The sequence below is a fragment of the Andreprevotia chitinilytica DSM 18519 genome, assembly GCF_000711875.1.
GTDB classification, from domain to species: Bacteria; Pseudomonadota; Gammaproteobacteria; order Burkholderiales; family Chitinibacteraceae; genus Andreprevotia; species Andreprevotia chitinilytica.
Genome location: NZ_JONM01000028.1, coordinates 1 through 23,979, shown reverse-complemented (window position 1 = coordinate 23,979; position 23,979 = coordinate 1). Strand labels below are relative to the sequence as shown.

Below are 23,979 nucleotides of genomic sequence, written 5' to 3'. Positions count from 1 at the left end.
TGGGTGGTGCAGCGCCGGCCTTCGCTGAGTGCCGATTCGTATCCGGCGACTCCTGAGGCATCGTTGAACCTATGCTTCAAGCCTTTCACTACCAAGGACAATATGCCCTTAACCACCGCATAATTCGCGACTTGTCTCATTGCTGTTGTCATTAAAAGATCCCATGGCCATCAAGAAATCCGAACTGTATTCATCCCTCTGGAAAAGCTGCGACGAGCTGCGCGGCGGGATGGATGCTTCGCAATACAAGGACTATGTGCTGGTCCTGCTGTTCATGAAATACGTGTCGGACAAATACGCCGGCAAGCGGGATGCACTGATCGACGTGCCTGCAGGCGGCAGTTTTGCCGACATGGTCGCGCTCAAGGGCGACAAGGAGATCGGTGACCATATCAACAAGATCATCGCCCGGCTCGCTGAAGCCAACGAGCTCAAGGGCGTATCGACGTTGCCGACTTCAACGACCCGGAAAAGCTCGGCAAGGGCAAGGAGATGGTTGATCGCCTCTCCAATCTGATTTCTATCTTCGATACGCCCGGGCTCGATTTCAGCGGCAACCGCGCCGAGGGTGACGACATCCTCGGTGATGCCTACGAATACCTGATGCGCCACTTCGCCACTGAGTCGGGCAAGAGCAAGGGGCAGTTCTATACTCCGGCCGAGGTCTCGCGCATCATGGCGAAGGTCATCGGCGTCGGCGATGCCAACTCGCCCGACCAGACCATTTATGATCCGACTTGTGGGTCGGGTTCGCTGTTGCTCAAGGCCCACGATGAAGCCAAGCATGGCGCGCGGCGCCTCGACCTCGCCATTTACGGCCAGGAAATGGACAACGCTACTAGCGCGCTGGCCAAGATGAACATGATTCTGCACGACTGCACTGCTGCCGTGCACGATATATACAAAGACAACACGCTCTCTACGCCTCGCCTCAAGCAGCCAAACGGCGCCCTCAAAACCTTTGATTTTGTCGTTGCCAACCCGCCGTTCTCGACCAAAGCATGGAGCAACGGTTTCGACCCGGCCAACGACGAATTCGGCCGTTTTGAATACGGTATTCCACCGGAAAAGAATGGCGATTATGCCTTCCTGCTACACATCCTCACGTCGCTCAAAAGCACCGGCAAGGGTGCGGTGATTCTGCCGCACGGCGTGCTGTTCCGTGGCGGAGCCGAAGGCGCGATTCGCAAGCGCATCGTTGAGCAGGGTTACATCAAAGGCATCATCGGTCTGCCCGCCAACCTGTTTTTCGGCACCGGTATCCCTGCCTGCATCATCGTGCTCGATAAGGCGCACTCAGCGGTGCGCAAAGGCATCTTTATGATTGATGCCAGTCGTGGCTTTGCGAAAGACGGCAACAAGAACCGCTTGCGTGAGCAAGACATCCACAAGATTGTCGATACCTTCATCAACGAGATTGAGTGCGACAAATATTCCAAACGCGCATCGTTGGCCGATATCGAAGCCAATGACTTCAACCTCAACCTGCCGCGCTACATCGACGCTAGCGAGCCAGAAGACCTGCAAGACATCGAAGCCCACCTAAAGGGTGGCATCCCCAATGCCGACATCGATGCGCTCGATGCCTACTGGCAGGTTTTTCCCAACCTCAAGGCAGCGCTGTTCGCACCAGACCGCGCTGGTTACAGCCGTAGTCGCAATACGGCCAGCGAAATCAGGCCGGTGATCTTTCAGCACCCGGAATTCGTCGTGTTCCAGTCGCAAGTGAACGATCACTTCAATGCATGGGCTGATATGGCGTGCATCCATTTGAAAGCGATCGTTATCGGCAGCCACCCCAAGACCCTGATCAACACGATCTCCGAGGCGATCCTGCGCCAGTTTGAGCCAGCGCCACTGATTGACGCCTACGACGTTTACCAGCACCTGATGAGCTACTGGGCGGAAACGATGCAGGACGATGCCTATATGGTCGCATCGGACGGCTGGCAAGCCTGGACCAACGGCCAACCCAATACCGACTTGCTGCCCGATGCACTGTTGGTCGCTCGGTATTTCCAGACAGAGGTGGCGCACATAGAGGTCCTGGAGGCAAAACGTGACGCCATTAGCCGCGAACTGGAAGCGCTGATGGAAGAGCATGGCGGCGAGGACGGCCTGCTGGAGGAAGCCAAAACCGACAAGGGCAGGTTCACCTTGAAGAGCATGAAGGATTGGACCAAGGCCATGCAGCGTGAAATGAACGCAAACCCGGACTTGGCCGAGCTGGCCATTCGGGTGCTGCTCGTGCTCAATGACGAAGCCGAGGCCAGCCGTGCCGTAAAGACCGCCCAAACTCTGCTTGCCACCCAAGTCAAGGCTAAGTACCAGGCGCTGACCGAGTTGGAGGTCATGGATTTATTGGTCAACGACAAATGGCTAGCGACGCTGCGCGCCGACGCGCAGAGCGAACTCGATCGCGTGTCGCAAGCCTTGGCGGGGCGGGTCAAACAGCTGGCGGAGCGCTATTCGACGCCATTGCCGCAATTGATGAATGAGGTTGATGCGCTATCGGCTCGGGTTGACGAACATCTGAAGACGATGGGGTTCGTATGGGGCTGAAGCCAGTGCTGAAAAATCATAAGTCGGCTGATTATCCTGCGGAGTGGAGGCTCTCAAGAGTTGGGGTCGAATTTGAAATCCAACTCGGGAAAATGCTCGATTCAGAAAAGAACGTAGGTGTCAGTAAGCCTTATTTGGGTAACAAGTCTGTGCAATGGGGCTCGATTGACGTCGATGCATTGCCAACAATGTCTATGAGCAATGAAGATCTTGTGCGCTTTCGTTTGAAAGCCGGAGATTTGCTCGTTTGCGAAGGTGGCGAGGTCGGTCGAGCTGCAATTTGGAATGAGCCGATTGACGAATGTTATTACCAGAAGGCGTTGCATCGCCTTCGTCCTCTAAAGGGATTTAGCTCTCGTTTACTCTTGCAGTATTTCGGTTATTGGACTGAGCATGGACTGCTTGCTAATTATGTAACGCAGACGAGTATTGCTCACCTGGCAAAGGAGAAATTGGCCGTGGTCCCGCTGCCTGTGCCGGATGAATTAGAGCAGGAGGCGATTGCTACCGTGCTCTCCGACATTGATGCGCTGATTAGCGGGCTGGATCAGCTCATCGCCAAGAAGCGCGACATCAAGCAAGCCGCGATGCAGCAACTGCTGACTGGCAAGACGCGATTGCCGGGGTTTGATGGTGAGTGGCAGACGATGCGGCTGGGAGACGTGGCCTTATTCCATAAAGGGAAAGGGTTGCCGAAAAGTGCACTTAACGAATTTGGGTCGGAATCATGTATTCATTATGGTGAATTGTTTACAAAATACTCGGAAACGATTCAGTATGTGAATGGCCGCACTGATTTCTTAGGCGACTGTTTCCGCTCTATTGCAAATGATGTGTTAATGCCTACGTCGGATGTCACTCCGCGAGGGTTGGCTAAGGCAAGCTGCCTTTTAATAGATGATGTTGTTCTCGGTGGTGATATCCTCATTGTCCGAGTAGATGCAGGTCGCGTTTGTGGCACTTTTTTGAGCTATGTAATTCGCTATGAGGAGGGCCAGATTCTTCAATTGGTTTCCGGTTCAACGGTCTTCCATCTTTATGCAGTCGATATGAAAGAATTTATTTTCTCATCTCCGTCACTTGCTGAACAGCAAGCAATTGTCGATTTTTTGTCCGACATGGATGCCGAAATCACCATTCTCGAACAGCGCCGCAACAAAGCCCGCCAGCTCAAACAGGGGATGATGCAGCAATTACTGACCGGCCAAATTCGATTGATCTGAATTCGCAATGAAAAACTACTATCGCGTGATGTTGGGCCGTGGCAGTAGCCACGCTTCGGTGTGCTTTGCCGGCAATTTCATCGGCACCGATTTCGATATCCAGCAAGATCTGAGCGCGGCGCTGCCGGAAGACCGGCTCACGTTCAACCATGCCTTTATTCCGGTCTGGCTTGCCGCCAACTCTGGCAAGACCCGTATTGGCGCCGGGCTGGCGTGCGGCGCATTGTGGACGGTGTCGAAAGGCATTCGGGTCGGCGACATCGTGCTGTGTCCGGATGGCGCCGGCACTTATCGCGTTGGTGAGGTGTGTAGCGAATACAGCTACGTGCCGGGGGCCGTGCTGCCGCATCGTCGCGCGGTGCGTTGGTTGCCGGTGACGATTGCCCGTGCTGACATGAGCGAGCCATTGCGTAACTCGACCGGGTCGATCGGCACGGTGAGCGATGTGTCGCGTTACCACGATGAGATCGAGCGGTTGCTTGGCGGCGCAACTCAGCCGGCGGTCGTCGCGACGGATGCCGAGGTCGAGGATGCGATTGCCTTCGTGATGGAGAAGCACCTCGAAGACTTTCTGGTGGCGAACTGGGCCAGCACCGACCTCGGTCGTGACTACGACATCTATCAGGAAGATGGCGAATTCGTTGGCCAGCAATACCCGACCGATACCGGCCCGCTCGATATCCTGGCGATCAGCAAGGACAAATCGCAGTTGCTGGTGGTCGAGTTGAAGAAGGGCCGCGCCAGCGATGCGGTGGTTGGGCAGGTGCTGCGTTATATGGGCTATGTACAACAAGAACTGGCCGAGCCGGGCCAGAGCGTGCGCGGTGTGATCATTGCGCTTGATGATGATCAGCGTATTCGGCGTGCATTGGCGGTAACGCGGCACGTTGAGTTTTATCGATACCAAGTCAGTTTCAAACTTTTGAAGGTCTGAGATGAGCGAAGTCGGTGCGGTTGAGAAGGCAACACAAGAACGGGTGATTGCGCTGTTCCGCGATCAACTCGGTTACGACTATCTGGGCAACTGGATCGACCGGGCCGGTAACGCGAATATCGAACCTGAGCTATTGCGGGCGTGGCTGGTAAAGCAAGGTGCCGATGAAGCGCTGATCAGCCGCGCGCTTTCAAAATTCGACAAAACGGCGGATGACCGCAGCAAGTCGCTGTATGACCGTATCCGCCCAACGGGAAGGTGCGTGTTGCTGCGCCGCTGTTGGTGAGTGACGATGCGATTCGTTTGGCTGTCATTGGCAAGCTGGGCTGGATCAAACGGCAGAAAGCGAGGTTTGCTGCTCAACCACGTCAATCACGGCGTGAAATGGTCAGCGGTGAAAGCCATTACTTTCTGGGGCAGCGCTATCGCCTTCGCGTTCATGAGCAGCCGGGCCGTAGTCGTGTCGCATTGAAGGGTAAGGCCACGTTGGATTTGTTTGTGAGTCCGGGATTGACCGCAGGTCAGCGTGAGCTGGTGCTGAATAAGTGGTATCGGGCGCAGTTGCGCACGTTAATCCCTTCATTGCTGGAAAAATGGCAGGCAGAGCTTGGTGTGGTGCTGGCTGCGTGGGGTATCAAAAAGATGAAAACCAAGTGGGGGAGCTGCAACACTGAAGCTCGCCGTGTTTGGTTCAATCTGGAGTTGGCCAAAAAGCCTGTGCAATGTCTTGAATACATCGTGGTGCACGAACTGACGCACCTGCTGGAGCGGCACCATAATGACCGGATGGTGGCTTTATTGGATCGACACCTGCCGCAGTGGCGAGCACACCGAGACCGCCTGAACGAGATGCCGCTGGCTCATGAGGACTGGATGTAGCCAACCCAAATCAGCGGCAACGGCTTGTGCCTTGCTTCCTCGATTCGCGAGTGACCTTGACGTGAATTCGGGTCGTGATGATGAGGCATGTGGCTGTTGCTTTCTGGCCCATTTACTTTATTTGGCCAGATATTGAACGAGGGGGGCTAAATCCAGCCTTGGCTAGCCAGGTGATTCCAGGCAGAGCGGATATGTTCCGGGCGCATTACGCGTGCTTTGCGATCATTCCAGGCATGCACTGCGGTAATCGCCTCGTCGGCAGATTTTGCGTGCGCGTCGTTGCGTGCAACCCAATGCACTGTAGCGAGCAGCTCCATGCCATATGGCGTTTGATACCCGCTGATTAGCTCCGCAAGGCTCTCGATCTTTGCTCTGTGTTCTGATTCATCCGATGAAGACAGGAAGGCATCTGCATCGCTCAATGCTTCTGGCAACGGTCGGATTTCTGCGGGGCTGTCGTGGTCTCCCAAGCCTTGGATATAGTGGCTTTCCATGCGTTCAAGCACATGACGCAATTGGTCGGAATAAGGGCCGAACTTTCCCTTTACGTAGCCGAGGTCGGGTAATACGCCTGCCACATGCAAGAAGTAGCCGAGCTTCTGCACTTCAATTTTGCTCAGGCTGTAATCAAGTTCGCTATAAGCTGCCATCAGCTTCACCAATGCCGCACGTCCGCGCGTCATTTTGGGGCGAGATGTATGCGCTATCATTTTTTGCGGAGGCGGCGCCCCTGCAGGTTCAAAAAGGCGCACATCGATATCGTCGAGATCGGCAAATGCGGATTCGATGCGAGGGCGTACCTCATTCCAGTCCAGCCCTCCATTGCCGCATCCAAGTGGAGGTATGGCAATCGAGCGAATCCCGAGCGCACGGATCTGTTGAACCAAGTCTTGTAGCCCGTCGTCGATGTAGCTCATTTTCGAACGAGCTCGCCAGTGGTCCTTGGTCGGAAAATTGATGATGAAGTGCGGCTGAGCCAACGGGCCGGCGTCAAACACGAACATATGGCCAACCCGCACCATGCCTTCCTTGCTGGCGTGCTGGTAGGCTTTCAGGTTTTCCGGCGATCTGCGGGCAAATTGTAAGGCGATACCTTTGCCCATTACGCCGACGCAGTTGACCGTGTTGACGATAGCGTCCACCTGTTGTTCCAAGAGGTCGCCCGTCATGAGCGTGATGCTCACGATAATTCCTTTTTCATTTAGAAATACCAACCCGGCTTAGCAATCACTTTTATCTCTGTAAGCCCGGCTTGGCTCAGTAATGCACTTACTTCTTGCCGTTTTTGCTCATTATGTGTCGCGATCCCAAGCAGGCTCCCAAGGGGAACTCGCTGGTGAACAAGGAACTCAGCTTGGCGGACTTCCATGCGGCGAAACCAGCGTTCATGGTCTGGCACATTATTGAAGTATTTACAGTATTCGCTGCCATCAGCCAAATGAGGTCGCTCTGTGATCAACGTCCAGTCGATCTGATCCAGTCTAGCAAGATCGTCGTAGCAAGTGCTGTAATCAACTGCCGCATGCAGATCGTAAAATACAAATGGCAATCCGGACCGGGCGACATTCTGCGGGCTGCTTACCAGATACACAATGTCTGCCTGATTTGTTGTGCATCCCACCACTTTGCCACCGTGGATTGCCATCAGCATCGGCGACCGAGGGGCGAAGTAGAACGGCACGTAGTCATGGAGATTGCCTCCCGGTGGCAGCACAACCTTTTTGGCGGCACGGCGCCCCTGAATATGGCCATGCGCAATGTTGTCATACGCAACATCGCGTTCAGCGAGAACATTCTTGGCCAGTATCGCGCCGTCCGCAAAAATAGCGGGGAGGTTGGTGATCGCGGTCATATGAAACAAAAAAATACGCTCGGGCACTTGGCTCATGCGGATGTTTCCTCAATGACTTTTTGGTTTCATGCTTCCGACTCGATTTCGTTGAGCGCCGTCATGTTTAAGGTCGCAGCCTGGTTGGGCGTGGGGCCTGAAAAGATTCCGCAGGTTTCAATACCAGTGGGCTCAGGGCTCCTCATTTCGCTATGAGCTTAACCGACTTGAGTTGTGCATGTTTGCTGGCGGTCGTTGTTCGTGGCTGGATTGGCGCGGGCCTGGATGATGATCACTGACTCGTGTGGCGGTGATCAAATGGTGTTCGCTAGTGGTGTACCAACGGTCTCCTTTGGTCGATGATCGATGATTGGTGAACAGAACGCAAAAAAGCCGCTGATTCGGAATTTTCATTCAAAATCAACGGCTTTTCTGCAGCGCTTGTACGCAAATCTGGTGGCTATGACGGGACTCGAACCTGTGACCCCAGCATTATGAGTGCTGTGCTCTAACCGACTGAGCTACATAGCCATGAGAACGCGAGATTCTGCCGTCCGCTCATCAAGCTGTCAAGTGTGCTCACAAGCGATACGACTCATCCGCCTGCCGGAATCCCGGCAGTAACGCCGGCAGCACGAGGTTTTTCGAGAATACGATGGCCTTGAACAGCTCACCCATTTCGGCCGGGCTACTGAGTTTTTGCACTGCGGCTACGGCGGGCAGATAAAGCGCAGTGTTGTCCGCGCCTAGTGCTTCGAGCCGGCTCAACAGCCCGGCATCCAGCAGGTATTGCGCTTGCGACACATAGCCTTCCAGCAGCATGCCGGCTTCGGTGCCTGCTTCGAAAATGGCCGAGAAATCCACGTGGCAGGTCAGGTCAGTCAGGCCGGGCAGGAAGAAGGGATCGTGGATGGTGTGGTGTCGGTAATGGCCCAGCAGCGTGCCCATGTGGCGCTCCGGGTGGTAGTACTCGCGGGCCGGGAAGCCGTAATCGATCAGCAGCGCCGTGCCGGCTTCGAGCAGGCCGGCGATGCTGGCGGTAAAGCCGCGTGCTTCCAGGCTGATTTCGGTGATGTAACCGGGCGGCAGGTCGAGTTCTTCGGCGGCATCCAGCAGGGGGCCAGCGGGGAGCGGCCGGTCTTGCCACTGGAAACCATCCTGCCAGACTACGCCGCGCTGCCGTGGCGTGCCGTCATCGTCGGTGGCGATCAGCGCGCACGGAATCGCATCGAGCACTTCGTTGGCGACCACGAAACCACGGAAATTTTCCGGCAGCGCATCCAGCCAGACGACGCGCTCAAGTAAGTGCGGCACGCGAGTAGCGAGCGTGGCGTGCTGGCGTTCCTTCAGTTCACCGGATAAATCGACGATGCAATAACGCGTTGGCAATTGGCCGAGTCGTTCCAGCTCGGCGAGGATTTGCGCTGCGAGTACGCCAGTGCCTGCGCCGAACTCCAGAACGTCGCCACCATCTAGTGCCGCTAGCGTCGCCGCCGCCGTTTCCGCTACACAAGCGCCGAACAATGGCGACATCTCTGGCGCGGTAACGAAGTCGCCCGCTTCACCGAACTTGGTCGCGCCGCCGCTGTAGTAACCAAGGCCCGGTTCGTACAGCGCCATGCGCATATAGGCATCGAATGGCAGCCAGCCACCGGCGGATTCGATGGCGGCGCGGATGCGCTCGATCAGTTGCTGGCTGGCGGCAGCGGCTTCGGGAGTGGGGGCGGGGAGTTGCGGGGTCGTCACGATGCAATGAAAATCGGTCAAAACTCGATTGTAACTGGTGGAGCAGGTATGGGCGGCACGGCAACGAATGGCAAGGTGGCATTGGTCACCGGCGGAGCGAAGCGGGTGGGGGCGACGATTGTGCGCCGGCTGCATGCGGCGGGGTGGCGAGTTTTGCTGCATTACCGCGCCAGCCGCGATGAGGCGCAGGCATTGGCGGACGAACTCAACGCCGTCCGGCCGGATTCAATTGCGCTGGCGCAGCTTGATCTGGTGAACGTGGCGCGCTTGCCGGAGCTGGTCGCAGCCGCCGTCACGCATTTCGGCCGGCTTGATGCAGTAATCAACAACGCCTCGTCCTTCTTTGCCACGCCGGTGGGCACATTCACCGATACAGCGTGGGATGACCTGGTGGGTTCCAACCTGAAAGCGCCGCTGTTCCTCGCGCAGGCTGCCGCGCCGGAATTGACCAAGACGGGTGGCTGCATCGTCAGCATCGCAGATATCCATGTCGATCGACCCTATCCAGGCTTCATGCTCTACACCGTCGCCAAGGCGGGTTTGGTGGCGATGACGAAGGGGCTGGCCCGCGAATTGGCTCCCGCCGTGCGGGTGAACGCCATCGCGCCGGGCAGCAATCTGTGGCCGGACGACGGCCGTGCGTTCGACGAGGCGGAGCGGGAGCGGATTCGGGCCAGCATTCCGCTGGGCCGCACCGGCGAGCCGGGCGATCTGGCGCAGGCGATTCTGTTTTTGCTGGAGGCGCCGTATCTGACGGGGGTGGTGTTGCCGGTGGATGGGGGGAGGAGTGTGGTGTTGTAGGGGAAGCGTGGGCTGGATGCTCACGCTGCATAATTTAAGGTTTAGCGCCGTTGGCGCGAGTAAAGGCATTACAGCGCGTTCCGTCGCGCGGCCGGGTTAAGGGGCTTGTCTCGCCAAGCCCCTTAACAATCCCAAGGCGACCCTGCAAAAGCGTCTGTCGCAAGCGCCAGATACCCCCGCCAGCCAGCCCGTCACGGGCGGGAATCGAAAACTCGGGCCAAGGCCCTCAAACACTCGATCCCCGAAACCCCCGTGCCGGACTGGCTGGAGGGGCGCTTTTGAAAGGGGGGCAGACCATCTACTCCCCAGCCCTCTCCTGTGAAGGAGAGGGGGACTTGGGTTGATCCATCGCGGTCCTTTTTGACTGGCGCGTAGGATGGGTTGAGCTTGCGATACCCATCGCTCACGTTGACGAAACCGCATGGGTATCGCTTGTGCTCCACCCATCCTACGAAAGCGCTGCGTTTTTCTCCCCTCGCCCGTTTACGGGAGAGGGGCCGGGGGTGAGGGCACTACCACAGGCCGCGTTCTTCATCACCACCCTAACCGCTTCCCACTTTCCCTGAGCAAGGCAAAGCCTTGCACGAGATGTGAGAGGGAACAAAAGCATCGCGAGCAAGCTCGCTCCTAGAGGCGGCTCAGGCTTTTATTGGCAACTCAAGAAAACCCCAACTCCCGCCGCTGCCCCGCACTCTCTATCGCCAATTCCAGAATCTTCATCACCACAATTGCTTCGCTCGCCGGCACCGGGTTGGCGGCTTCGTTGCCGATCGCAGCGGCGATGGCGGCGTAGTACTGGCGATAGTCGCCAGCCATGGTCGGGACGGTTTCCGCATTGGGATGACCGGCCGTGCCGACAAACAACGTGCCGTCATTGCTGTCCTCGCCCCAGCCATCGCAGCCCGGCATCTCGCCGGCTTTCATCACGTCTTCCTGCGTATCCAGCCCGTATTTGACGAAACTGGCGCGTTTGCCGTGGATCGAGAAGCGCGGCAGGCCGCCGGCGACGAGCATGCTGGCGTGCAGCACCACGCGATGCGTTGGGTAGCGCAGCAGCACGTGGGCGTCGTCGACGTTCTCGCTGCCGTCGCGGCGGGTGGCGAGGTCGGCGAAGACGGCTTCTGGTGGGCCGAACAGCTGCAGCGCCTGATCGATCAAATGCGGGCCGAGGTCGTACCACAGGCCGGCGCCGGGGGCGGCGGATTCGCGCCAGCGTTGGCGCACTTCCGGGCGGAAGCGATCGAAGTGCGATTCGAAGTGCACGATATCGCCCAGCTCGCCGGTGCCGAGCAAGCGTTTGACGGTGAGGAAGTCGGCATCCCAGCGGCGGTTATGGAATACCGACAGCACCCGTTGTTGCTCGTGGGCGAGGGCATCCAGCTCGCGTGCTTCGGCGACGGTGACGGTGAACGGTTTGTCGACGACGACATGCTTGCCAGCCAGCAGCGCACGCTTGGCGATGTCGAAATGGGTGTCGTTCGGCGTGGCGACAACGACCAGCTCGATCTCCGGATCGGCAAGCACGCTATCGAGGTCAGTGACGGCTACATCCGGCCAATCGGCGTGTACCTTGGCTTCGTCGCTGGAGACGACCGTGGAGAGATAGATGGCCGGTACGCTGACCAGTAGCGGCGCGTGAAAGGTCTTGCCGGCATAGCCATAGCCGACGAGGGCGGTGCGGATCGCTTGGTTCATGTCTGCTCGCTTGATTTCGGGCTGCAACGAAGGTCGTAAATCGTACTGCGCGCGTGGTCGGCGAACGATCAGGTTTATTGTGGATCGGCCAGCGGGACGGGTTGTGCGACCGCTTGAGCTGCCGGCTGAACGGCCGGTGCGGTGTTGACTGCATGCACGGCGTTATTCGCTACCGGGGCCGCGTTGGGCGCGGCGTGGGCAGCATCTGCGGCCCAGCCAGCAACCGTTGTCGCGCCTTGTACGCCCGCCTTGCCGGCATCCCACGCCATGCCGGCCGCCGTGGTCGTCACGTTGACCGCGGTCACGCCGACGTTGACAGCGGTGAGGCCGACGCTCGCCACCGTGCTGACCACGCCGCAACCGCTCAATATCAACGCCGTCGCCAGCAAGATGGGGATGGATTTCAGTAGACGCTTCATCGCCCCATCCCCCCGACTTGCTGCGCCAGATAGGTCGCATAGTTGTCGGTCATGCCGCCGATGAAATCGAGCACGCGGTGGTAGGTTTCGTACATCGGCCATTCCTTTTTCGGGGCGTTGTATTCCATCAGGTCGAGCACGCGTCGCATGCGGAACGGCATCTCGGCGCTGATTTTCTGCTGATAGGCGGCGTTGCAGAAGGCATCGAGCAGGATATCGAGGCAGGTGAACGAGCCGACTTCGATTTCGATCTTGCGCCGCTCGTTGAAGATGCGTTCGCGTGCCAGTTGCTTGGCGTCGTGGATGCCCAGCCGCATGCCGGTCGGGCAGTCGTTCAACAGGTCGCCCTGATAGCGGCCTTCCATCAAGCGGTCGTATTGAGTGATGAAGGTGGTGGCAACGTCGCGCACGCAACGGTCGATGGCCTTGCCGCGCAATAGCGAAATCTTGCGTCGCACCGATGGCGCGGCGGCGACTTCGAGCGCCAGCAGTTCATGATCGCCGCCGCAGATTTTCATCAGGATCGGCTCGACTGATTCATACGGCAGCATGCCGATTTCGATGCCGTCCTCCAGATCGAGGATGGCGTAGCAGATGTCGTCAGCGGCTTCCATCAAGTAGGACAGCGGATGCCGCGCCCAGCGGCCCGCTTCCAGCTCGGGCAGGCCCAGCTCGGTGGCGACCTGGGCCAGCAGTTTTTTCTCGCTCTCGTAACAGCTGAATTTGCCCTTGTCTCCGGCGTATTCGCTGGTCCACGGGTACTTGAGCGTGGTGCCGAGCGTGGCGTAGGTGAGGCGCAGGCCACCTTCGAAACGGTGGTTTTCCAGCTGGGTGATGATGCGGAAGCCCTGCGCGTTGCCCTCGAAGGTCATCAGGTCGCGGCGTTCGTCGCCGGTTACGTTCTGCAGCAGATAGGCGTGTTCATCGCGGCGGAACCAGTCGCGGATCGCGTATTCGCCGGCGTGGCCGAACGGCGGGTTGCCGATATCGTGGGCGAGGCACGCCGCTTGCACGATCGCGCCCAGGTCATACGGATTGATGTGGGCGGGCAGTTTGTCGCGCAGCGCTTCGCCGACCAGCACGCCGAGCGAGCGGCCGACGCAGGCGACTTCGATGCTGTGCGTCAGCCGCGTGTGCACGTGGTCGTTCTCCGTCATCGGGTGCACTTGCGTCTTGCGGCCCATACGGCGGAACGGCGAGCAGAACACGATGCGATCGTGATCCTTGTGATAGTTGCTGCGGCCGCCTTCATTGCCCGCGCTTGCGCCGCGTTCGGCCCCCAATCGTTCCGACGACAGCAGCCGGTTCCAGTCCATCATCGCGACCTGTACTCCTGATTTCTTTGTCATCGGATTATACGGGCCGGGAAGGAGTATCGTCGCATGGGGCGAACCCGCGCCCGAATCCGCGCCAATCCCTTGTACCGATTGGCGAAAGTGGCGGTAAAAGAGCCGGAAATACGGTCTATCTGACGCCTCTTATTTTGTTAGAATGCCCCGCAATTTTTGGAGCGGCTGACAAACCCCTGCTGGCGTTGTTGTGCTCACTTGCCGTACGCACGTACTGCCTGCGTTTCGCACGCCTAGCCAGCACCGCTACGCTGGGGTTTGTCAGCCGCTCTGTATCTGGAATCAACTGGGACGAATGCTGCAATGGCGCTGCTCGAAATCCGTGACGTGGTGAAGCGATTTGGCGACTTCACCGCCGTCAATCATGTGAGCCTCTCGGTCGAGGCTGGCGAGTTTTTCACGCTGCTCGGGCCGTCTGGTTGTGGCAAGACCACGCTGCTGCGGATGCTGGCCGGGTTCGAGCAACCGAACGAGGGCCAGATCCTGCTGGATGGCAAGGACATGAGCCAGGTGCCGCCTGAAAAACGGCCGGTGCATACCGTGTTCCAGAGCTACGCGCTATTCCCGCACATGACGGTGGCGCAGAACATCGCCTTCCCCCTGCAAATGGCCGGCGTCCCCAAGGCCGATATTCCCACGCGACTGGATGAAGTGCTGGAAGACGTACAGCTGCAGCAGTTCGCCAAACGCTACCCGCATGAGTTGTCTGGCGGCCAGCGCCAGCGCGTCGCCATTGCCCGCGCGCTGGTGAACCGGCCACGCGTGCTGCTGCTGGATGAGCCGCTCTCCGCCCTCGATGCCAAGCTGCGCGAGGAAATGCAGCTGGAGCTGATCAATCTGCAGAAGGAAGTCGGCATCACCTTCGTGTACGTCACCCACGATCAGGGCGAGGCACTGGCGCTGAGCCATCGCATCGCGGTGATGAACAAGGGCGAAGTGGCGCAGCTCGATGCGCCGGAAACCATCTACAGCTACCCCAAGAATCGTTTCGTGGCCGACTTCATCGGCCAGTGCAATCTGCTCGATGCCAAGGTGGCGGAAGTGGGCGGCGCACGCATGAAAGTGGAAATCCCTGGTGTCGGCCTGTGCGAAACGCTACCGGTGGAAGGCGCGAAGGTGGGCCAGTCCGGCACGCTCACGCTGCGGCCGGAGAAAATCCGCCTCGCCGCCAGCCTGACCCACGATGGCGACGAAGTGCACTTCAAGGGCAAGGTGCATGACTGCCTGTATCTGGGCGACGTGACCATCTACATCGTCGAGCTGGAAAACGGCACGCTGGTCGAAACCATGCTGCCCAACTCGGCACCGGGCCGTGCGCGGTTCTTCGACGACAACGATCTGGTCGAACTGGCATGGCGTTTCGATGCCGGCCATTTCCTGCTGGACTGAGGATCGGCACCCATGCAAAACCGAATCCAACGGGCGGCCAAGTGGTTGATTTCCGGCCCGCCGCTGCTCTATCTGCTGATCTTCTTCGCCGCGCCCTCGCTGATCATGGGCTTCGCCGCGTTCCGCTTTGGCGGCGACTACGGCGGCCTGATGCCGCTGACGCAGACGGATGATGCCGGCAAGACCACGCTCCTGATCAATCTGCACAACTGGCACGATTTCCTCACGCTCGAGAGCTTTGGGCGCTTTTTCGAAGATTCGATCTATGCCGGTCTGTTCCTCAAATCGTTCTGGTATGCCGGGCTGACCACGATTATCTGCATCGTCATGGCCTATCCGCTGGCGTGGTTGATCGCCCGCAGCCCGAAAAAGACCCGCGATCTGCTGGTGCTGCTGGTGATCCTGCCGTTCTGGAGCAACTTCCTGATCCGCGTGTACGCCTGGATGATCATCCTCGGGCCGCAGAGCTACTTCAGCAAGGTGCTGAACAGCGTGTTGGCCGTGTTTGGTGTGGAACCAGTGTCGATGCTGTTCTCGCAGTTCGCGGTCATCGTCGGCTTGGTCTACGTGCACCTGCCGTTCATGGTGCTGCCGCTGTACGCCAACCTTGAAAAGCACGACATGGCCTTGCTGGATGCCGCGCAGGACTTGGGTGCGAACGCGTGGCAACGCTTCTGGAAAGTGACGTGGCCGCTGTCCTTGCCCGGCATCTGGGCCGGTACGGCGCTGGTGTTCATCCCCGCCTTGGGCATGTTCGCGATCCCCGATTTGCTGGGCGGCACCAATAGCATCATGGTCGGCAACCTGATCAAGCAGCAGTTCCTTGATAGCCGCGACTGGCCGTTCGGCTCGGTGCTGTCGATCATGCTGACGCTGGCGGTGCTGTTGCTCGCGGCTTTCGCGGCGTGGGCGGGCAGCCGAGGCAAGGAAAAGCAATGAAGAAAGTCTCGAAATGGATCTGGGGCGCGGCAACGCTGGTGTACGCGTTCCTCTACCTGCCGCTCGCCATCGTGGTGGCGTTCTCGTTCAACGATTCCAACCTCAACGCCGAATGGGTCGGCTTCACGCTCGACTGGTACAAACTGTTGTTCCATGACGACGTGATGATCGAAGCCGCCACGCACACGCTGGCCATCGGCGCGATCACTTGCCTGGTCTCGACCGTGCTCGGCACGCTGGCCGGCTACGCCATGTACAAGTACCGGCTGCGTTTGTTGCCGGTGCTGGTGCTCACGCCGATTGCGATTCCCGAAATCCTGATGGGCGTCTCGCTGCTGATCTTCTTCGTCATGCTCAATATGACCTTGGGGCTGGTGTCGATCACGCTGTCGCACATCGCCTTCTGCATCGGCTTTGTCGCCATCGTGGTGCGTTCACGCCTGCAAGGCATGGATGAAACGCTGGTCGAAGCGGCGCGAGATCTGGGCGCGAGCCCGGTGATGGCGTTTCGCCGCATCACGCTGCCGCTGATCATGCCCGGCATCATTGCCGGTGCGCTGATGGCGTTCACGCTGTCGATCGATGACTTCGTGATCTCGTTCTTCACCGCCGGCGTTGGCTCCAATACCTTGCCGCTGGAAATCTATTCGCGCGTAAAGGTGCCGATCAAGCTCAACCCGGAGGTCAACGCGGTCTCCACCTTGTTGATGCTGCTGACGCTGTCGTTGATCCTGATCGTGAGCAAGGTGGCGCCGTCGGCATTGCGGACGAATGATTAAGAGGCTGTTCTCAAAATCGCCGGTGTGACACCCCCCTTTTTGAAGGGGGGCTAGGGGGGATTTCTGCGGCATCCCAATTTGCAGCGACGCCAAAATCCCCCTCGATCCCCCTTCAAAAAGGGGGAAGTAAACCACCTCGGGGCATTCATCCAGCGCTTACTTCCGATTTGAGGCCAGCCTCAAACCGCTTTCTGCACGCATTCGCGGCCCAGCCGCCGATTTTGCAAATAGCCGCCAACGCCTAGAATTGTTTGCATGGGCGCGGGACCACGATCCCGCGTCTGTTTATTTGGTGCTTTTGTTCAACTTGTGAGGATGGATCGAGCGATGAAAAAACTGCTGCTGGCCTTGTGTCTGACTGCTGGCTTCGCGCAAGCCGAAGACGTGTTGCACATTTACAACTGGAATAACTATATCGCCCCGGAAACGGTCAAGCGTTTTGAAACCGAATGTAAATGCAAGGTCGTTCAGGATTACTACGGTGCCATGGACGAAATGCTGGCCAAGCTGCAAGCCGGCGCCAAGGGTTACGACGTGGTGGTGCCGACCGGTTTCGCGATTCCGCCGCTCATCAAGCAAGGTCTGGTGCAGCCGCTCGACAAATCCAAGCTGCCGAACTTCAAGAACGTCAATCCGTCGTTCACCAACGGCTGGTATGACCCGGGCAACAAGTTCTCCGTGCCGTACGCCTTCACCACCACGCTGGTCGGCTTCAACGACAAGAAGGTCAAGGAACTCAATCTCGATACCAGCAACTGGTCGGTGATTTTCGATCCGAAGGTGCTAGAGAAGATCAAGGGCAAGATCACGGTGCTGGACGACAGCCGCGAGCTGTTCGCCGCCGCGCTGATGTACAACGGCTACCAAGCCAATTCGACCAAGCGCGACGAGTGGAAGAAAGCCGCCGAGACGATCAAGAAGGCCAAGCCGTACTGGGCCGCCTTCAATACCCAGAGCTACATCAAGGAACTGACGCTGGGCAACATCTGGGTCGTGCACGGTTACTCCAGCGACTTCTTCCAGGCCAATATCGATGCCAAGACCGCCAAGCGCCCGTTCGGCATTGCCTATGGTCTGCAGAAGGAAGGCAACACCTTGTCGGTGGACAACATGATGATCCTGAAGAACGCGCCGCGTCCTGACCTGGCGCTCAAGTTCATCAACTTCATGCTCGACGGCAAGAATTCTTCCGAACTCACCAACATGATCGGCTCGGGTAACCCGAACGCCGCCGCTGCCAAGTTCGTGCAGCCGGATATCCAGAAGATCAGCGCGGTGTTCCCGGATGCCACGGCCATGAAGAAGCTGCAACAGCTCAACGCGCTGGAAGGCAAGGATCTGCGTGATCTGGGCAAGCTGTGGACGGAAGTGAAGACCGCTAAGTAATCGCAGTCTCGCCAGCTCGATGCAGCTGGTTCGATGCAGGTAGAATCGGGGCAGCCTTGGCTGCCCCTTTCTATTTGAAACCGGACCGCAGTTCACAACGAATCCAGACGATGCGCGCCTTCCCGCCAATTGCCTACCTTGCCCGCAATATCGCGCCGTCTAGCGTCTCGCGCTATTTCTTCGCCTGCTATCTGCTGCTGGTCCTGATTGTCAGCTGGTATCCGTTTTCCGGCTGGCGCTTCACCGGCGAGCCGGTCTTCGCCTTCTATACCTACCCGCTGCCGTATTACTTCACCTTTTTCGACAACCTGATCAACGTGCTGGCCTACATCCCGCTGGGCGCCAGTGTCGCCCTGATGGTGCGCCGCCGGGCGTGGTCATGGCTGGTCGGGACGCTGGCCGGGTTCCTGTTGTCGTGCGTGGTCGAGTTCGTCCAGCAATTCATCCCCGGCCGGATCGCCGACAATCTCGACATCATGTCCAACACCTTCGGGGCGTTCATCGGTGGCGTGTTCGCCCTATTCCTGGCCAGCCGGCGCTGGCAGCGGCGTTGGCACGTGTTCCGCTACAGCCATTTCCGCGAGGGCGGCATCATCGAATGCGGCATGGTCTGGATGGGGCTGTGGTTCGTGACCCAGTTCGACCCGACAGTGCCGTTCCTTGGCGTGGTGGTCGAGGCGCGCGGTTTGCCGCAGCCCTTCGATTCGCCGATCGAAAACGCCGCCTTGTTCCTGCGTCTGCTGGAAGGCGGCGGCATGATGCTGCACATGATCGGCGTGGCCTTGTTCGTGGCAGGCCTGATGCGCCACCTGCGAGAGATTCCCACCGCGATCCGCATTACCTTGCTGGTGGCGTTGGTGCTCAAGCTGACCTTTGCCGGCATGCTGTTGAAGCCGGTGCAGTTCTTCGTCTGGGTGAATAGCAGCATCGTCCTGGGTGGGTTGGCTGGTGTGTTACTGCTGTGGTTGTTATGGCGGCTGCAGCGCCGTTGGCGTGCGTTTGTCGGTGCGTTGGCGCTGGCAGCGGCGCAGGTGGTGAGCTGGATCTGGCCGCTATCGCCGCAGTTGTCCGCCACCTTGCCTCTGTTCCGCTGGCATTACGGTCACCTGATGCACTTCTCGGGCCTGGCCGCCGCCATCGGCGATATCTGGCCGTATGGCGCGATCCTGATTCTGTTGTGGATGGCGGTGATGCGGGGGCGGGAGAGCTGGTGAACCGTAGCCCGGACGGCTTCGCCGGCCGGGGAGCTTGCGTCTCAACACTCGCCGTGGTGGATGCTTGGCATGGCGCAACCCCGGCCGGCGAAGCCGTCCGGGCTACGGTGTTAACAAAAACAAATGGCCCTCGTTGTGAGGGCCATTTGCTTTGGGTGGCGCTGACGGTCAGGACTTAAACCTTGATCTGCAACGCCACTTCCGGGTTCACCAGTGGCGTGCCGGCCAGCAGCTTGTCATACAGCTGCGGGTCGCTCCACTCGGCGCAGACCTGTTCCGAGAACACGATGTCCTGCAGATGGATATCGCCCATGCGCGGGTTATAGGCATCGTCGCGGAAGGCTTGCGCGTAGCCGGTATCGGTTTCGTGGGCGATGACCGAATGCAGGGTGACATCGCCTTCACCGTTCTTCATCACCGTGAGCTTGAGAATCGCGTCGATCAGCACGAAGAACAGGCGGGCGAATTGCTCGGCAGAGGGTGATACCGGCAGGGCGATCCAGCGGGCGGAGAACTGCTGGCTGAGCCGGATGTACTCCGGATCGTCCTTGTCCCAATAACAGATGGTGTGATCGAAGGCATCGATCACGTCCTTGATCGTGCCCTTCATCAGGCCGAAGTCATAAACCATCTGCCCGTGATCGAGCGTGTGGGCTTCCAGCAGCACTTCCACCTTATAGCTATGGCCGTGAATCGAACGCCGGCAGCGGTCGCTGGAACAGTTGCGCACGATATGGGCGCTTTCAAACTTGAATAACTTGCGAATCAACATGGCATTTTCCTTGGATAGGCGGTTTTAACAGATGCAGGACCGGGCTTCAAGGCAGCTGCTCGGTGAATTTGAGAAGACCACATGCTGACAGCGCATTCGGGATGTGCCCCACGCTGGCGCACCCGATTGGTGCAATATTCACCAAATTTCGCCAAAATTTATGTCGGCAAAATGTAATGAAACGGAAAGATTTTTCAGGAAATAAACAACACGTTCGGTTTGAAAACCGGGCCGGTTGTCGGGAAAAGTGCATCCAGCTACAAAATTTTTTACGAAAAAACTACATGGACTACATTGAACTACTTACATCAGACCCGGCTAATGATGTGTTGCAAGGTGAAATATTGTGCAAAAAGTACATTGAATATCAATGGGTTGATAAATATTTGCTGCAATGCAATATGTGATTTGGCTGATGTTGATGTAGTCGAAATCATGTAGCGCCGATGACAAAGGTACGGAGTCCAGCGGCAGGGGCTCGGGGTGTCTTGACAAGGTGGGTGGCCTGCTTGCTAATCAATCATCCAAGGCCGGAGTGTGAATATTTTGGCCGGATCGAGCGCCGTGGAAGTTATCGATGCTTACGCAGAAATAACGAATCGGTGACCAGCACCAGACCACTTTCGGTGCACAAATAATGCCAATCTCGAGGTTGGAGGAGATTTTTGATGAAGCATCGTTTCGCCTTCGCGGTGATTCCGGCTGCGCTGTATGCCGTCCATGCTTTTGCCGCTTATCCGGCATGGGCGCCCGACGTGTATTACACCGCCGGCACCATCGTGTCCTATCAAGGGCACGACTATAAAGCCCTGGTCAATCAGACCGACTACACCAGCACCGGCTGGAACCCGACCAACACCAGCCTGTGGACCGATCTGGGTGTGAGCGCTGGTGGCGCCACCCCGACGCCAACACCGGTTCCGGTTACCGCCACACCGACACCGACGCCGGTCCCTGTCACCGCAACGCCGACGCCGAAACCGGCTACTCCGACACCGACTCCTACGCCGGTTCCGGTCACTGCAACGCCGACGCCGGTTCCTGTTACCGCCACCCCGACCCCGTCCGGCACCTGTTACGCCGCTTGGGATTCGACCAAGGCTAACTACAACCAAGGCGACAAGGTCACCCTGAACGGCGTCAACTACGTCGCCAACTGGTGGACCAGCTCCAACCCGTCCACCAACAGCGGCCCGTCCGGTTCCGGCAAGGACTGGACTGTGCTCGGCACCTGCGGCGGCACGACTGCTACCCCGGTTCCGGTCACTGCGACCCCAGTTCCGGTAACCGCTACCCCGACACCGAAGCCGGCCACGCCGACTCCGACGCCGGTTCCGGTTACAGCTACCCCGACACCGACTCCGGTCCCGGTCACTGCAACACCGACACCGAAGCCCGTCACACCGACTCCGACGCCAGTTCCGGTCACAGCAACACCGACACCGGTGCCTGTTACCGCCACGCCGACCCCAGCGCCGGCTACCCCGACGCCGACCCCCACACCGACACCGTCGTCTGGCGCAGCTTGCCAGCCGGATGGCCTGACCACCTCCGTCGCCAACGTGCCGTATTGCGGCGTGTATGACACCAACGGTCGTGAAATCCTCGCCAACGGCCTGAACCGTCGTATCGTCGGCTACTTCGCCAGCTGGCGTACCGGCGTGGATGGCTCCCCGGCTTACCTGGTGAACAACCTGCCGTGGGATAAGATCACCCACTTGAACTACGCGTTCGGCTCGGTCGATCAAAACACCTACAAGGTCAGCATCGGCTCTGGCGCCACCAACCCGGATACCGGCCTCACCTGGCCGACCATCGCGGGCGCGGCCATGGATACCTCGCTGCCGTACAACGGCCACTTCAACCTGCTCGCTCAGTACAAGAAGAAGTACCCGGGCGTGAAGGTGATGATGTCGATCGGCGGTTGGGCTGGCGGCACTGGCTTCTACACCATGACCACCAATGCGGACGGTTCGACGAACACGGCCGGCATCAACACCTTCGCGGATTCTGTCGTGGCGTTCCTGCGTCAATACAGCTTCTTCGACGGCGTGGATATCGACTACGAACACCCGACCACCAACAGCAAGGCCGGCAACCCGCTGGACTTCACCATCTCGCAACCGCGTCTGTCGGGCCTGATGACCAGCTACAACCTCCTGCTGAAGACGATCCGTCAGAAGCTGGATGCTGCTGCAGTTCAAGACAACAAGTACTACATGCTCACCATCGCTGGCTCGGCTTCTGGCTGGATCCTGCGTGGCGAAGAAAACATGTCGGCGCTCCAGTACCTGGATTACGCCAGCTTGATGTCCTACGACTTGCACGGTGGCTGGAACCAGTACGTTGGTCCGAACGCCGCGCTGTATGACGACGGCAACGATGCTGAACTGAAGGCCGGTAGCGCCTACCAGTTCCAGAACATCGGTTACCTGAACGTTGACTGGGCCTACCACTACTACCGCGGTGCACTGCAAGCCGGCCGGATCAACATCGGCGTGCCGTACTACACCCGCGGCTGGAAGGGCGTGACTGGCGGCACCAACGGTCTGTGGGGCACCTCTGGCGTGACCAACTCCACCGTGACCTGCAACGGCGTCGCAACCTGCGGCACCGGCGCAACCGGCATCGACAACATCTGGTATGACCTCGACAGCACCGGCGCACCGGTTCCTGGCGGCGGCAACCCGTTGTGGCACGCGCTGAACCTGCAGAACGGCATCGTTCCGGACTATCTGGACGCCTACAAGGTGACCGACAAGACCATCACCGGTACGTACTCGCCGAACTACAGCGCAACGCTGGTCGCACCGTGGCTGTGGAATGCCACCAAGCAAGTCTTCCTGTCGGTTGAAACCGAACAGTCCATCAACGCCAAGGCCGACTACATCGTGAACAACGGTATCGGCGGCGTGATGATCTGGGAAATGGCAGGCGACTACGCTTGGGATGCAACCAAGAACGGCGGCAAGGGTGAGTACTTCATGGGCACCACGCTGACGACTGATCTGTACAACAAGCTCAAAGCCGCTGCGCCGTATGGCAACAAGCGCGCCGAGACCACGTTGCCGCAGACCACCGCCAATGTGAGCATCACCCTGGGTGGCTGGAAGATGGGCGACAGCAACTATCCGATCAACCCGGTCCTGACGGTGACGAACAATTCCGCCACCACCATCCCGGGCGGCTCGCTGGTTGAGTTCGACTACCCGGTGTCGGCCCCGTCCAACATGAGCGACCAATCCGGCTACGGCCTGAAGGTGGTGACTGCTGGTTACAACGGCCCGAACAACATCGGCGGCTTCAAGGCGGACTTCAACCATGCGCAGTTCACCGTACCGACCTGGCAATCACTGGCACCGGGCGCATCGGTTGCCATCACGCTGAACTACCAACTGCCGATCTCCGGTCCGTCCAACTACGTGTTGACGGTTGGCACGAGCAAGTACTCGCTCAGCCAGGAATACCCGAATCTGCCGGTGGGTCTGAAGTAATCAAGGCCATACCGAAAAATTTGAAGTTGTAACCCCTCCGGTTTCGGCCGGAATTGAGACGGGCAAGCTGAAAAGCTTGCCCGTTTTTTTATGGGCCACGCAGTCGCATGTGCCGCCCCGTAGCCCGGACGGCTTGCCGGCCGGGGCCGCGGAACCCCTGCCGGAGCAACGGCGGCCATCCAACGGGCCGGGTAGGCCGCATCTGTAGGTTGGGTTGAGCGCAGTGTTCAGCCGGGAGACATAGGTAACACTTGTCGGGAGACATGGGTAACACCTTTTATGATCATCGCCTTACCATTCACAGGAGCAGGCGATGCCTTGGAAGGAGTATTCCACCATGTCCTCACGCCACGAATTCGTCTTGCTGGCCCAAGCCCCTGGCGCCAATGTCCGTGCGCTGTGCCACGCCTTCAACATCAGCCCCAAGACCGGCTACAAATGGCTGGCCCGCTTCGCTGAACACGGCGCCGCCGGGTTGCAGGATCGCTCCCGCCGACCCCTGCACTCTCCGGCACGCAGCAGCAGCGCGCTGGAAGCCCTGCTGTTGGCGCTGCATGACGCCTATCCCTG

21 protein-coding genes and 1 tRNA gene are annotated in these 23,979 nt (G+C 58.7%); 14 read left to right on the top strand and 8 right to left on the bottom strand.

Annotation, left to right across the window (positions count from 1 at the left end; genetic code table 11):
• Positions 1–163: 163 nt before the first annotated feature.
• Genes BR41_RS25305 through BR41_RS19600 form a run of 6 tightly spaced genes read left to right on the top strand, consistent with a single transcriptional unit; the run spans position 164 to position 5,598 of the window.
• Positions 164–517 (top strand): type I restriction-modification system subunit M N-terminal domain-containing protein, encoded by a 354-nt coding sequence (locus BR41_RS25305; RefSeq protein WP_245616010.1) that lies wholly within the window; start codon positions 164–166, stop codon positions 515–517.
• Entirely contained in the window at positions 493–2,562 is a 2,070-nt protein-coding gene (locus tag BR41_RS19620) for a type I restriction-modification system subunit M (protein WP_245616008.1), read from the top strand. Before BR41_RS25305 ends, BR41_RS19620 begins: the two co-directional genes overlap by 25 nt.
• Positions 2,553–3,785, top strand: a complete 1,233-nt coding sequence (locus BR41_RS23225; protein ID WP_051711415.1) for a restriction endonuclease subunit S — start codon at positions 2,553–2,555, stop codon at positions 3,783–3,785. The genes BR41_RS19620 and BR41_RS23225 overlap by 10 nt, the downstream gene beginning before the upstream one ends.
• A gap of 7 nt (positions 3,786–3,792) precedes the next feature.
• Positions 3,793–4,719 carry an endonuclease NucS domain-containing protein gene (locus BR41_RS19610; protein ID WP_035060507.1) on the top strand — a complete coding sequence of 309 codons (927 nt, stop codon included), beginning with the start codon at positions 3,793–3,795 and terminating at the stop codon, positions 4,717–4,719.
• A 1-nt stretch (position 4,720) separates the two neighbouring features.
• The gene (locus BR41_RS19605; protein ID WP_035060505.1) at positions 4,721–5,005 is read left to right on the top strand and encodes a hypothetical protein; all 285 of its coding nucleotides are present in this window, start codon (positions 4,721–4,723) and stop codon (positions 5,003–5,005) included.
• A complete protein-coding gene (locus tag BR41_RS19600) occupies positions 5,002–5,598 on the top strand; it encodes a M48 family metallopeptidase (protein WP_211251815.1) in 597 nt (198 codons plus the stop codon). The genes BR41_RS19605 and BR41_RS19600 overlap by 4 nt, the downstream gene beginning before the upstream one ends.
• A gap of 146 nt (positions 5,599–5,744) precedes the next feature.
• Here the strand turns inward: BR41_RS19600 and darG are convergent, their stop codons facing one another.
• The 4 genes from darG to BR41_RS19580 all read right to left on the bottom strand — a co-directional run bounded on the left by darG (position 5,745) and on the right by BR41_RS19580 (position 9,172).
• On the bottom strand, positions 5,745–6,782 hold the full coding sequence (gene darG / locus BR41_RS19595; RefSeq protein ID WP_211251814.1) for a type II toxin-antitoxin system antitoxin DNA ADP-ribosyl glycohydrolase DarG: 1,038 nt from the start codon (positions 6,780–6,782) through the stop codon (positions 5,745–5,747).
• Between the two features lie 17 nt (positions 6,783–6,799).
• On the bottom strand, positions 6,800–7,486 hold the full coding sequence (gene darT, locus BR41_RS19590; RefSeq protein ID WP_035060499.1) for a type II toxin-antitoxin system toxin DNA ADP-ribosyl transferase DarT: 687 nt from the start codon (positions 7,484–7,486) through the stop codon (positions 6,800–6,802).
• 394 nt (positions 7,487–7,880) lie between these two features.
• Positions 7,881–7,957 (bottom strand) — tRNA-Met (locus tag BR41_RS19585).
• Positions 7,958–8,005: 48 nt separating this feature from the next.
• On the bottom strand, positions 8,006–9,172 hold the full coding sequence (locus tag BR41_RS19580; protein ID WP_245616006.1) for a class I SAM-dependent methyltransferase: 1,167 nt from the start codon (positions 9,170–9,172) through the stop codon (positions 8,006–8,008).
• A 48-nt stretch (positions 9,173–9,220) separates the two neighbouring features.
• Here BR41_RS19580 and BR41_RS19575 point away from each other — a divergent pair, with 48 nt between their 5' ends.
• Complete coding sequence (locus BR41_RS19575; RefSeq protein ID WP_035060497.1) at positions 9,221–9,973, top strand: pteridine reductase; 753 nt, start codon at positions 9,221–9,223, stop codon at positions 9,971–9,973.
• A 657-nt stretch (positions 9,974–10,630) separates the two neighbouring features.
• On the opposite strand, the gene BR41_RS19570 is transcribed toward BR41_RS19575, so the two are convergent.
• The 3 genes from BR41_RS19570 to BR41_RS19560 form a co-directional block, all read right to left on the bottom strand.
• Complete coding sequence (locus tag BR41_RS19570) at positions 10,631–11,668, bottom strand: oxidoreductase (protein ID WP_035060495.1); 1,038 nt, start codon at positions 11,666–11,668, stop codon at positions 10,631–10,633.
• Positions 11,669–11,742: 74 nt separating this feature from the next.
• On the bottom strand, positions 11,743–12,087 hold the full coding sequence (locus BR41_RS19565) for a hypothetical protein (protein WP_035060493.1): 345 nt from the start codon (positions 12,085–12,087) through the stop codon (positions 11,743–11,745).
• Positions 12,084–13,436, bottom strand: a complete 1,353-nt coding sequence (locus BR41_RS19560; RefSeq protein ID WP_245616004.1) for a deoxyguanosinetriphosphate triphosphohydrolase — start codon at positions 13,434–13,436, stop codon at positions 12,084–12,086. Before BR41_RS19560 ends, BR41_RS19565 begins: the two co-directional genes overlap by 4 nt.
• Before the next feature lie 303 nt (positions 13,437–13,739).
• Here BR41_RS19560 and BR41_RS19555 point away from each other — a divergent pair, with 303 nt between their 5' ends.
• The 5 genes from BR41_RS19555 (at position 13,740) to BR41_RS19535 (ending at position 19,143) form a co-directional block, all read left to right on the top strand.
• The gene (locus BR41_RS19555) at positions 13,740–14,825 is read left to right on the top strand and encodes an ABC transporter ATP-binding protein (protein ID WP_035060490.1); all 1,086 of its coding nucleotides are present in this window, start codon (positions 13,740–13,742) and stop codon (positions 14,823–14,825) included.
• Positions 14,826–14,837: 12 nt separating this feature from the next.
• Positions 14,838–15,764 carry an ABC transporter permease gene (locus BR41_RS19550; RefSeq protein WP_035060488.1) on the top strand — a complete coding sequence of 309 codons (927 nt, stop codon included), beginning with the start codon at positions 14,838–14,840 and terminating at the stop codon, positions 15,762–15,764.
• On the top strand, positions 15,761–16,543 hold the full coding sequence (locus BR41_RS19545) for an ABC transporter permease (protein ID WP_035060486.1): 783 nt from the start codon (positions 15,761–15,763) through the stop codon (positions 16,541–16,543). The genes BR41_RS19550 and BR41_RS19545 overlap by 4 nt, the downstream gene beginning before the upstream one ends.
• Positions 16,544–16,870: 327 nt before the next feature.
• Positions 16,871–17,929 carry an ABC transporter substrate-binding protein gene (locus BR41_RS19540; protein ID WP_035060485.1) on the top strand — a complete coding sequence of 353 codons (1,059 nt, stop codon included), beginning with the start codon at positions 16,871–16,873 and terminating at the stop codon, positions 17,927–17,929.
• A 110-nt stretch (positions 17,930–18,039) separates the two neighbouring features.
• On the top strand, positions 18,040–19,143 hold the full coding sequence (locus BR41_RS19535; protein WP_051711413.1) for a VanZ family protein: 1,104 nt from the start codon (positions 18,040–18,042) through the stop codon (positions 19,141–19,143).
• 175 nt (positions 19,144–19,318) lie between these two features.
• Here BR41_RS19535 and BR41_RS19530 read toward each other — a convergent pair whose 3' ends face one another.
• Complete coding sequence (locus BR41_RS19530; RefSeq protein ID WP_035060483.1) at positions 19,319–19,915, bottom strand: 6-pyruvoyl trahydropterin synthase family protein; 597 nt, start codon at positions 19,913–19,915, stop codon at positions 19,319–19,321.
• A gap of 668 nt (positions 19,916–20,583) precedes the next feature.
• Between BR41_RS19530 and BR41_RS19525 the strand changes: the two genes are divergently transcribed.
• Both BR41_RS19525 and BR41_RS19520 read left to right on the top strand, forming a co-directional pair.
• Positions 20,584–23,409, top strand: a complete 2,826-nt coding sequence (locus tag BR41_RS19525; RefSeq protein ID WP_245616002.1) for a chitinase C-terminal domain-containing protein — start codon at positions 20,584–20,586, stop codon at positions 23,407–23,409.
• 313 nt (positions 23,410–23,722) lie between these two features.
• Positions 23,723–23,979 (top strand): helix-turn-helix domain-containing protein (locus tag BR41_RS19520; protein WP_156970809.1); only part of this gene is annotated, 257 nt, incomplete at its 3' end.

What these genes read in the sequence shown, in the direction of transcription:
- BR41_RS19540 (WP_035060485.1), top strand. Translation starts at nt 16,871, where the DNA reads ATGAAAAAACTGCTGCTGGCCTTGTGTCTGACTGCTGGCTTCGCGCAA.
- BR41_RS19610 (WP_035060507.1), top strand. Translation starts at nt 3,793, where the DNA reads ATGAAAAACTACTATCGCGTGATGTTGGGCCGTGGCAGTAGCCACGCT.
- BR41_RS19605 (WP_035060505.1), top strand. Translation starts at nt 4,721, where the DNA reads ATGAGCGAAGTCGGTGCGGTTGAGAAGGCAACACAAGAACGGGTGATT.
- darT (WP_035060499.1), bottom strand. Translation starts at nt 7,486, where the DNA reads ATGAGCCAAGTGCCCGAGCGTATTTTTTTGTTTCATATGACCGCGATC.
- BR41_RS19575 (WP_035060497.1), top strand. Translation starts at nt 9,221, where the DNA reads ATGGGCGGCACGGCAACGAATGGCAAGGTGGCATTGGTCACCGGCGGA.
- BR41_RS19530 (WP_035060483.1), bottom strand. Translation starts at nt 19,915, where the DNA reads ATGTTGATTCGCAAGTTATTCAAGTTTGAAAGCGCCCATATCGTGCGC.
- BR41_RS19535 (WP_051711413.1), top strand. Translation starts at nt 18,040, where the DNA reads ATGCGCGCCTTCCCGCCAATTGCCTACCTTGCCCGCAATATCGCGCCG.
- BR41_RS19570 (WP_035060495.1), bottom strand. Translation starts at nt 11,668, where the DNA reads ATGAACCAAGCGATCCGCACCGCCCTCGTCGGCTATGGCTATGCCGGC.
- BR41_RS19545 (WP_035060486.1), top strand. Translation starts at nt 15,761, where the DNA reads ATGAAGAAAGTCTCGAAATGGATCTGGGGCGCGGCAACGCTGGTGTAC.
- BR41_RS23225 (WP_051711415.1), top strand. Translation starts at nt 2,553, where the DNA reads ATGGGGCTGAAGCCAGTGCTGAAAAATCATAAGTCGGCTGATTATCCT.
- BR41_RS19565 (WP_035060493.1), bottom strand. Translation starts at nt 12,087, where the DNA reads ATGAAGCGTCTACTGAAATCCATCCCCATCTTGCTGGCGACGGCGTTG.
- BR41_RS19525 (WP_245616002.1), top strand. Translation starts at nt 20,584, where the DNA reads ATGAAGCATCGTTTCGCCTTCGCGGTGATTCCGGCTGCGCTGTATGCC.
- BR41_RS25305 (WP_245616010.1), top strand. Translation starts at nt 164, where the DNA reads ATGGCCATCAAGAAATCCGAACTGTATTCATCCCTCTGGAAAAGCTGC.
- BR41_RS19620 (WP_245616008.1), top strand. Translation starts at nt 493, where the DNA reads ATGGTTGATCGCCTCTCCAATCTGATTTCTATCTTCGATACGCCCGGG.
- BR41_RS19550 (WP_035060488.1), top strand. Translation starts at nt 14,838, where the DNA reads ATGCAAAACCGAATCCAACGGGCGGCCAAGTGGTTGATTTCCGGCCCG.
- BR41_RS19555 (WP_035060490.1), top strand. Translation starts at nt 13,740, where the DNA reads ATGGCGCTGCTCGAAATCCGTGACGTGGTGAAGCGATTTGGCGACTTC.
- BR41_RS19560 (WP_245616004.1), bottom strand. Translation starts at nt 13,436, where the DNA reads ATGACAAAGAAATCAGGAGTACAGGTCGCGATGATGGACTGGAACCGG.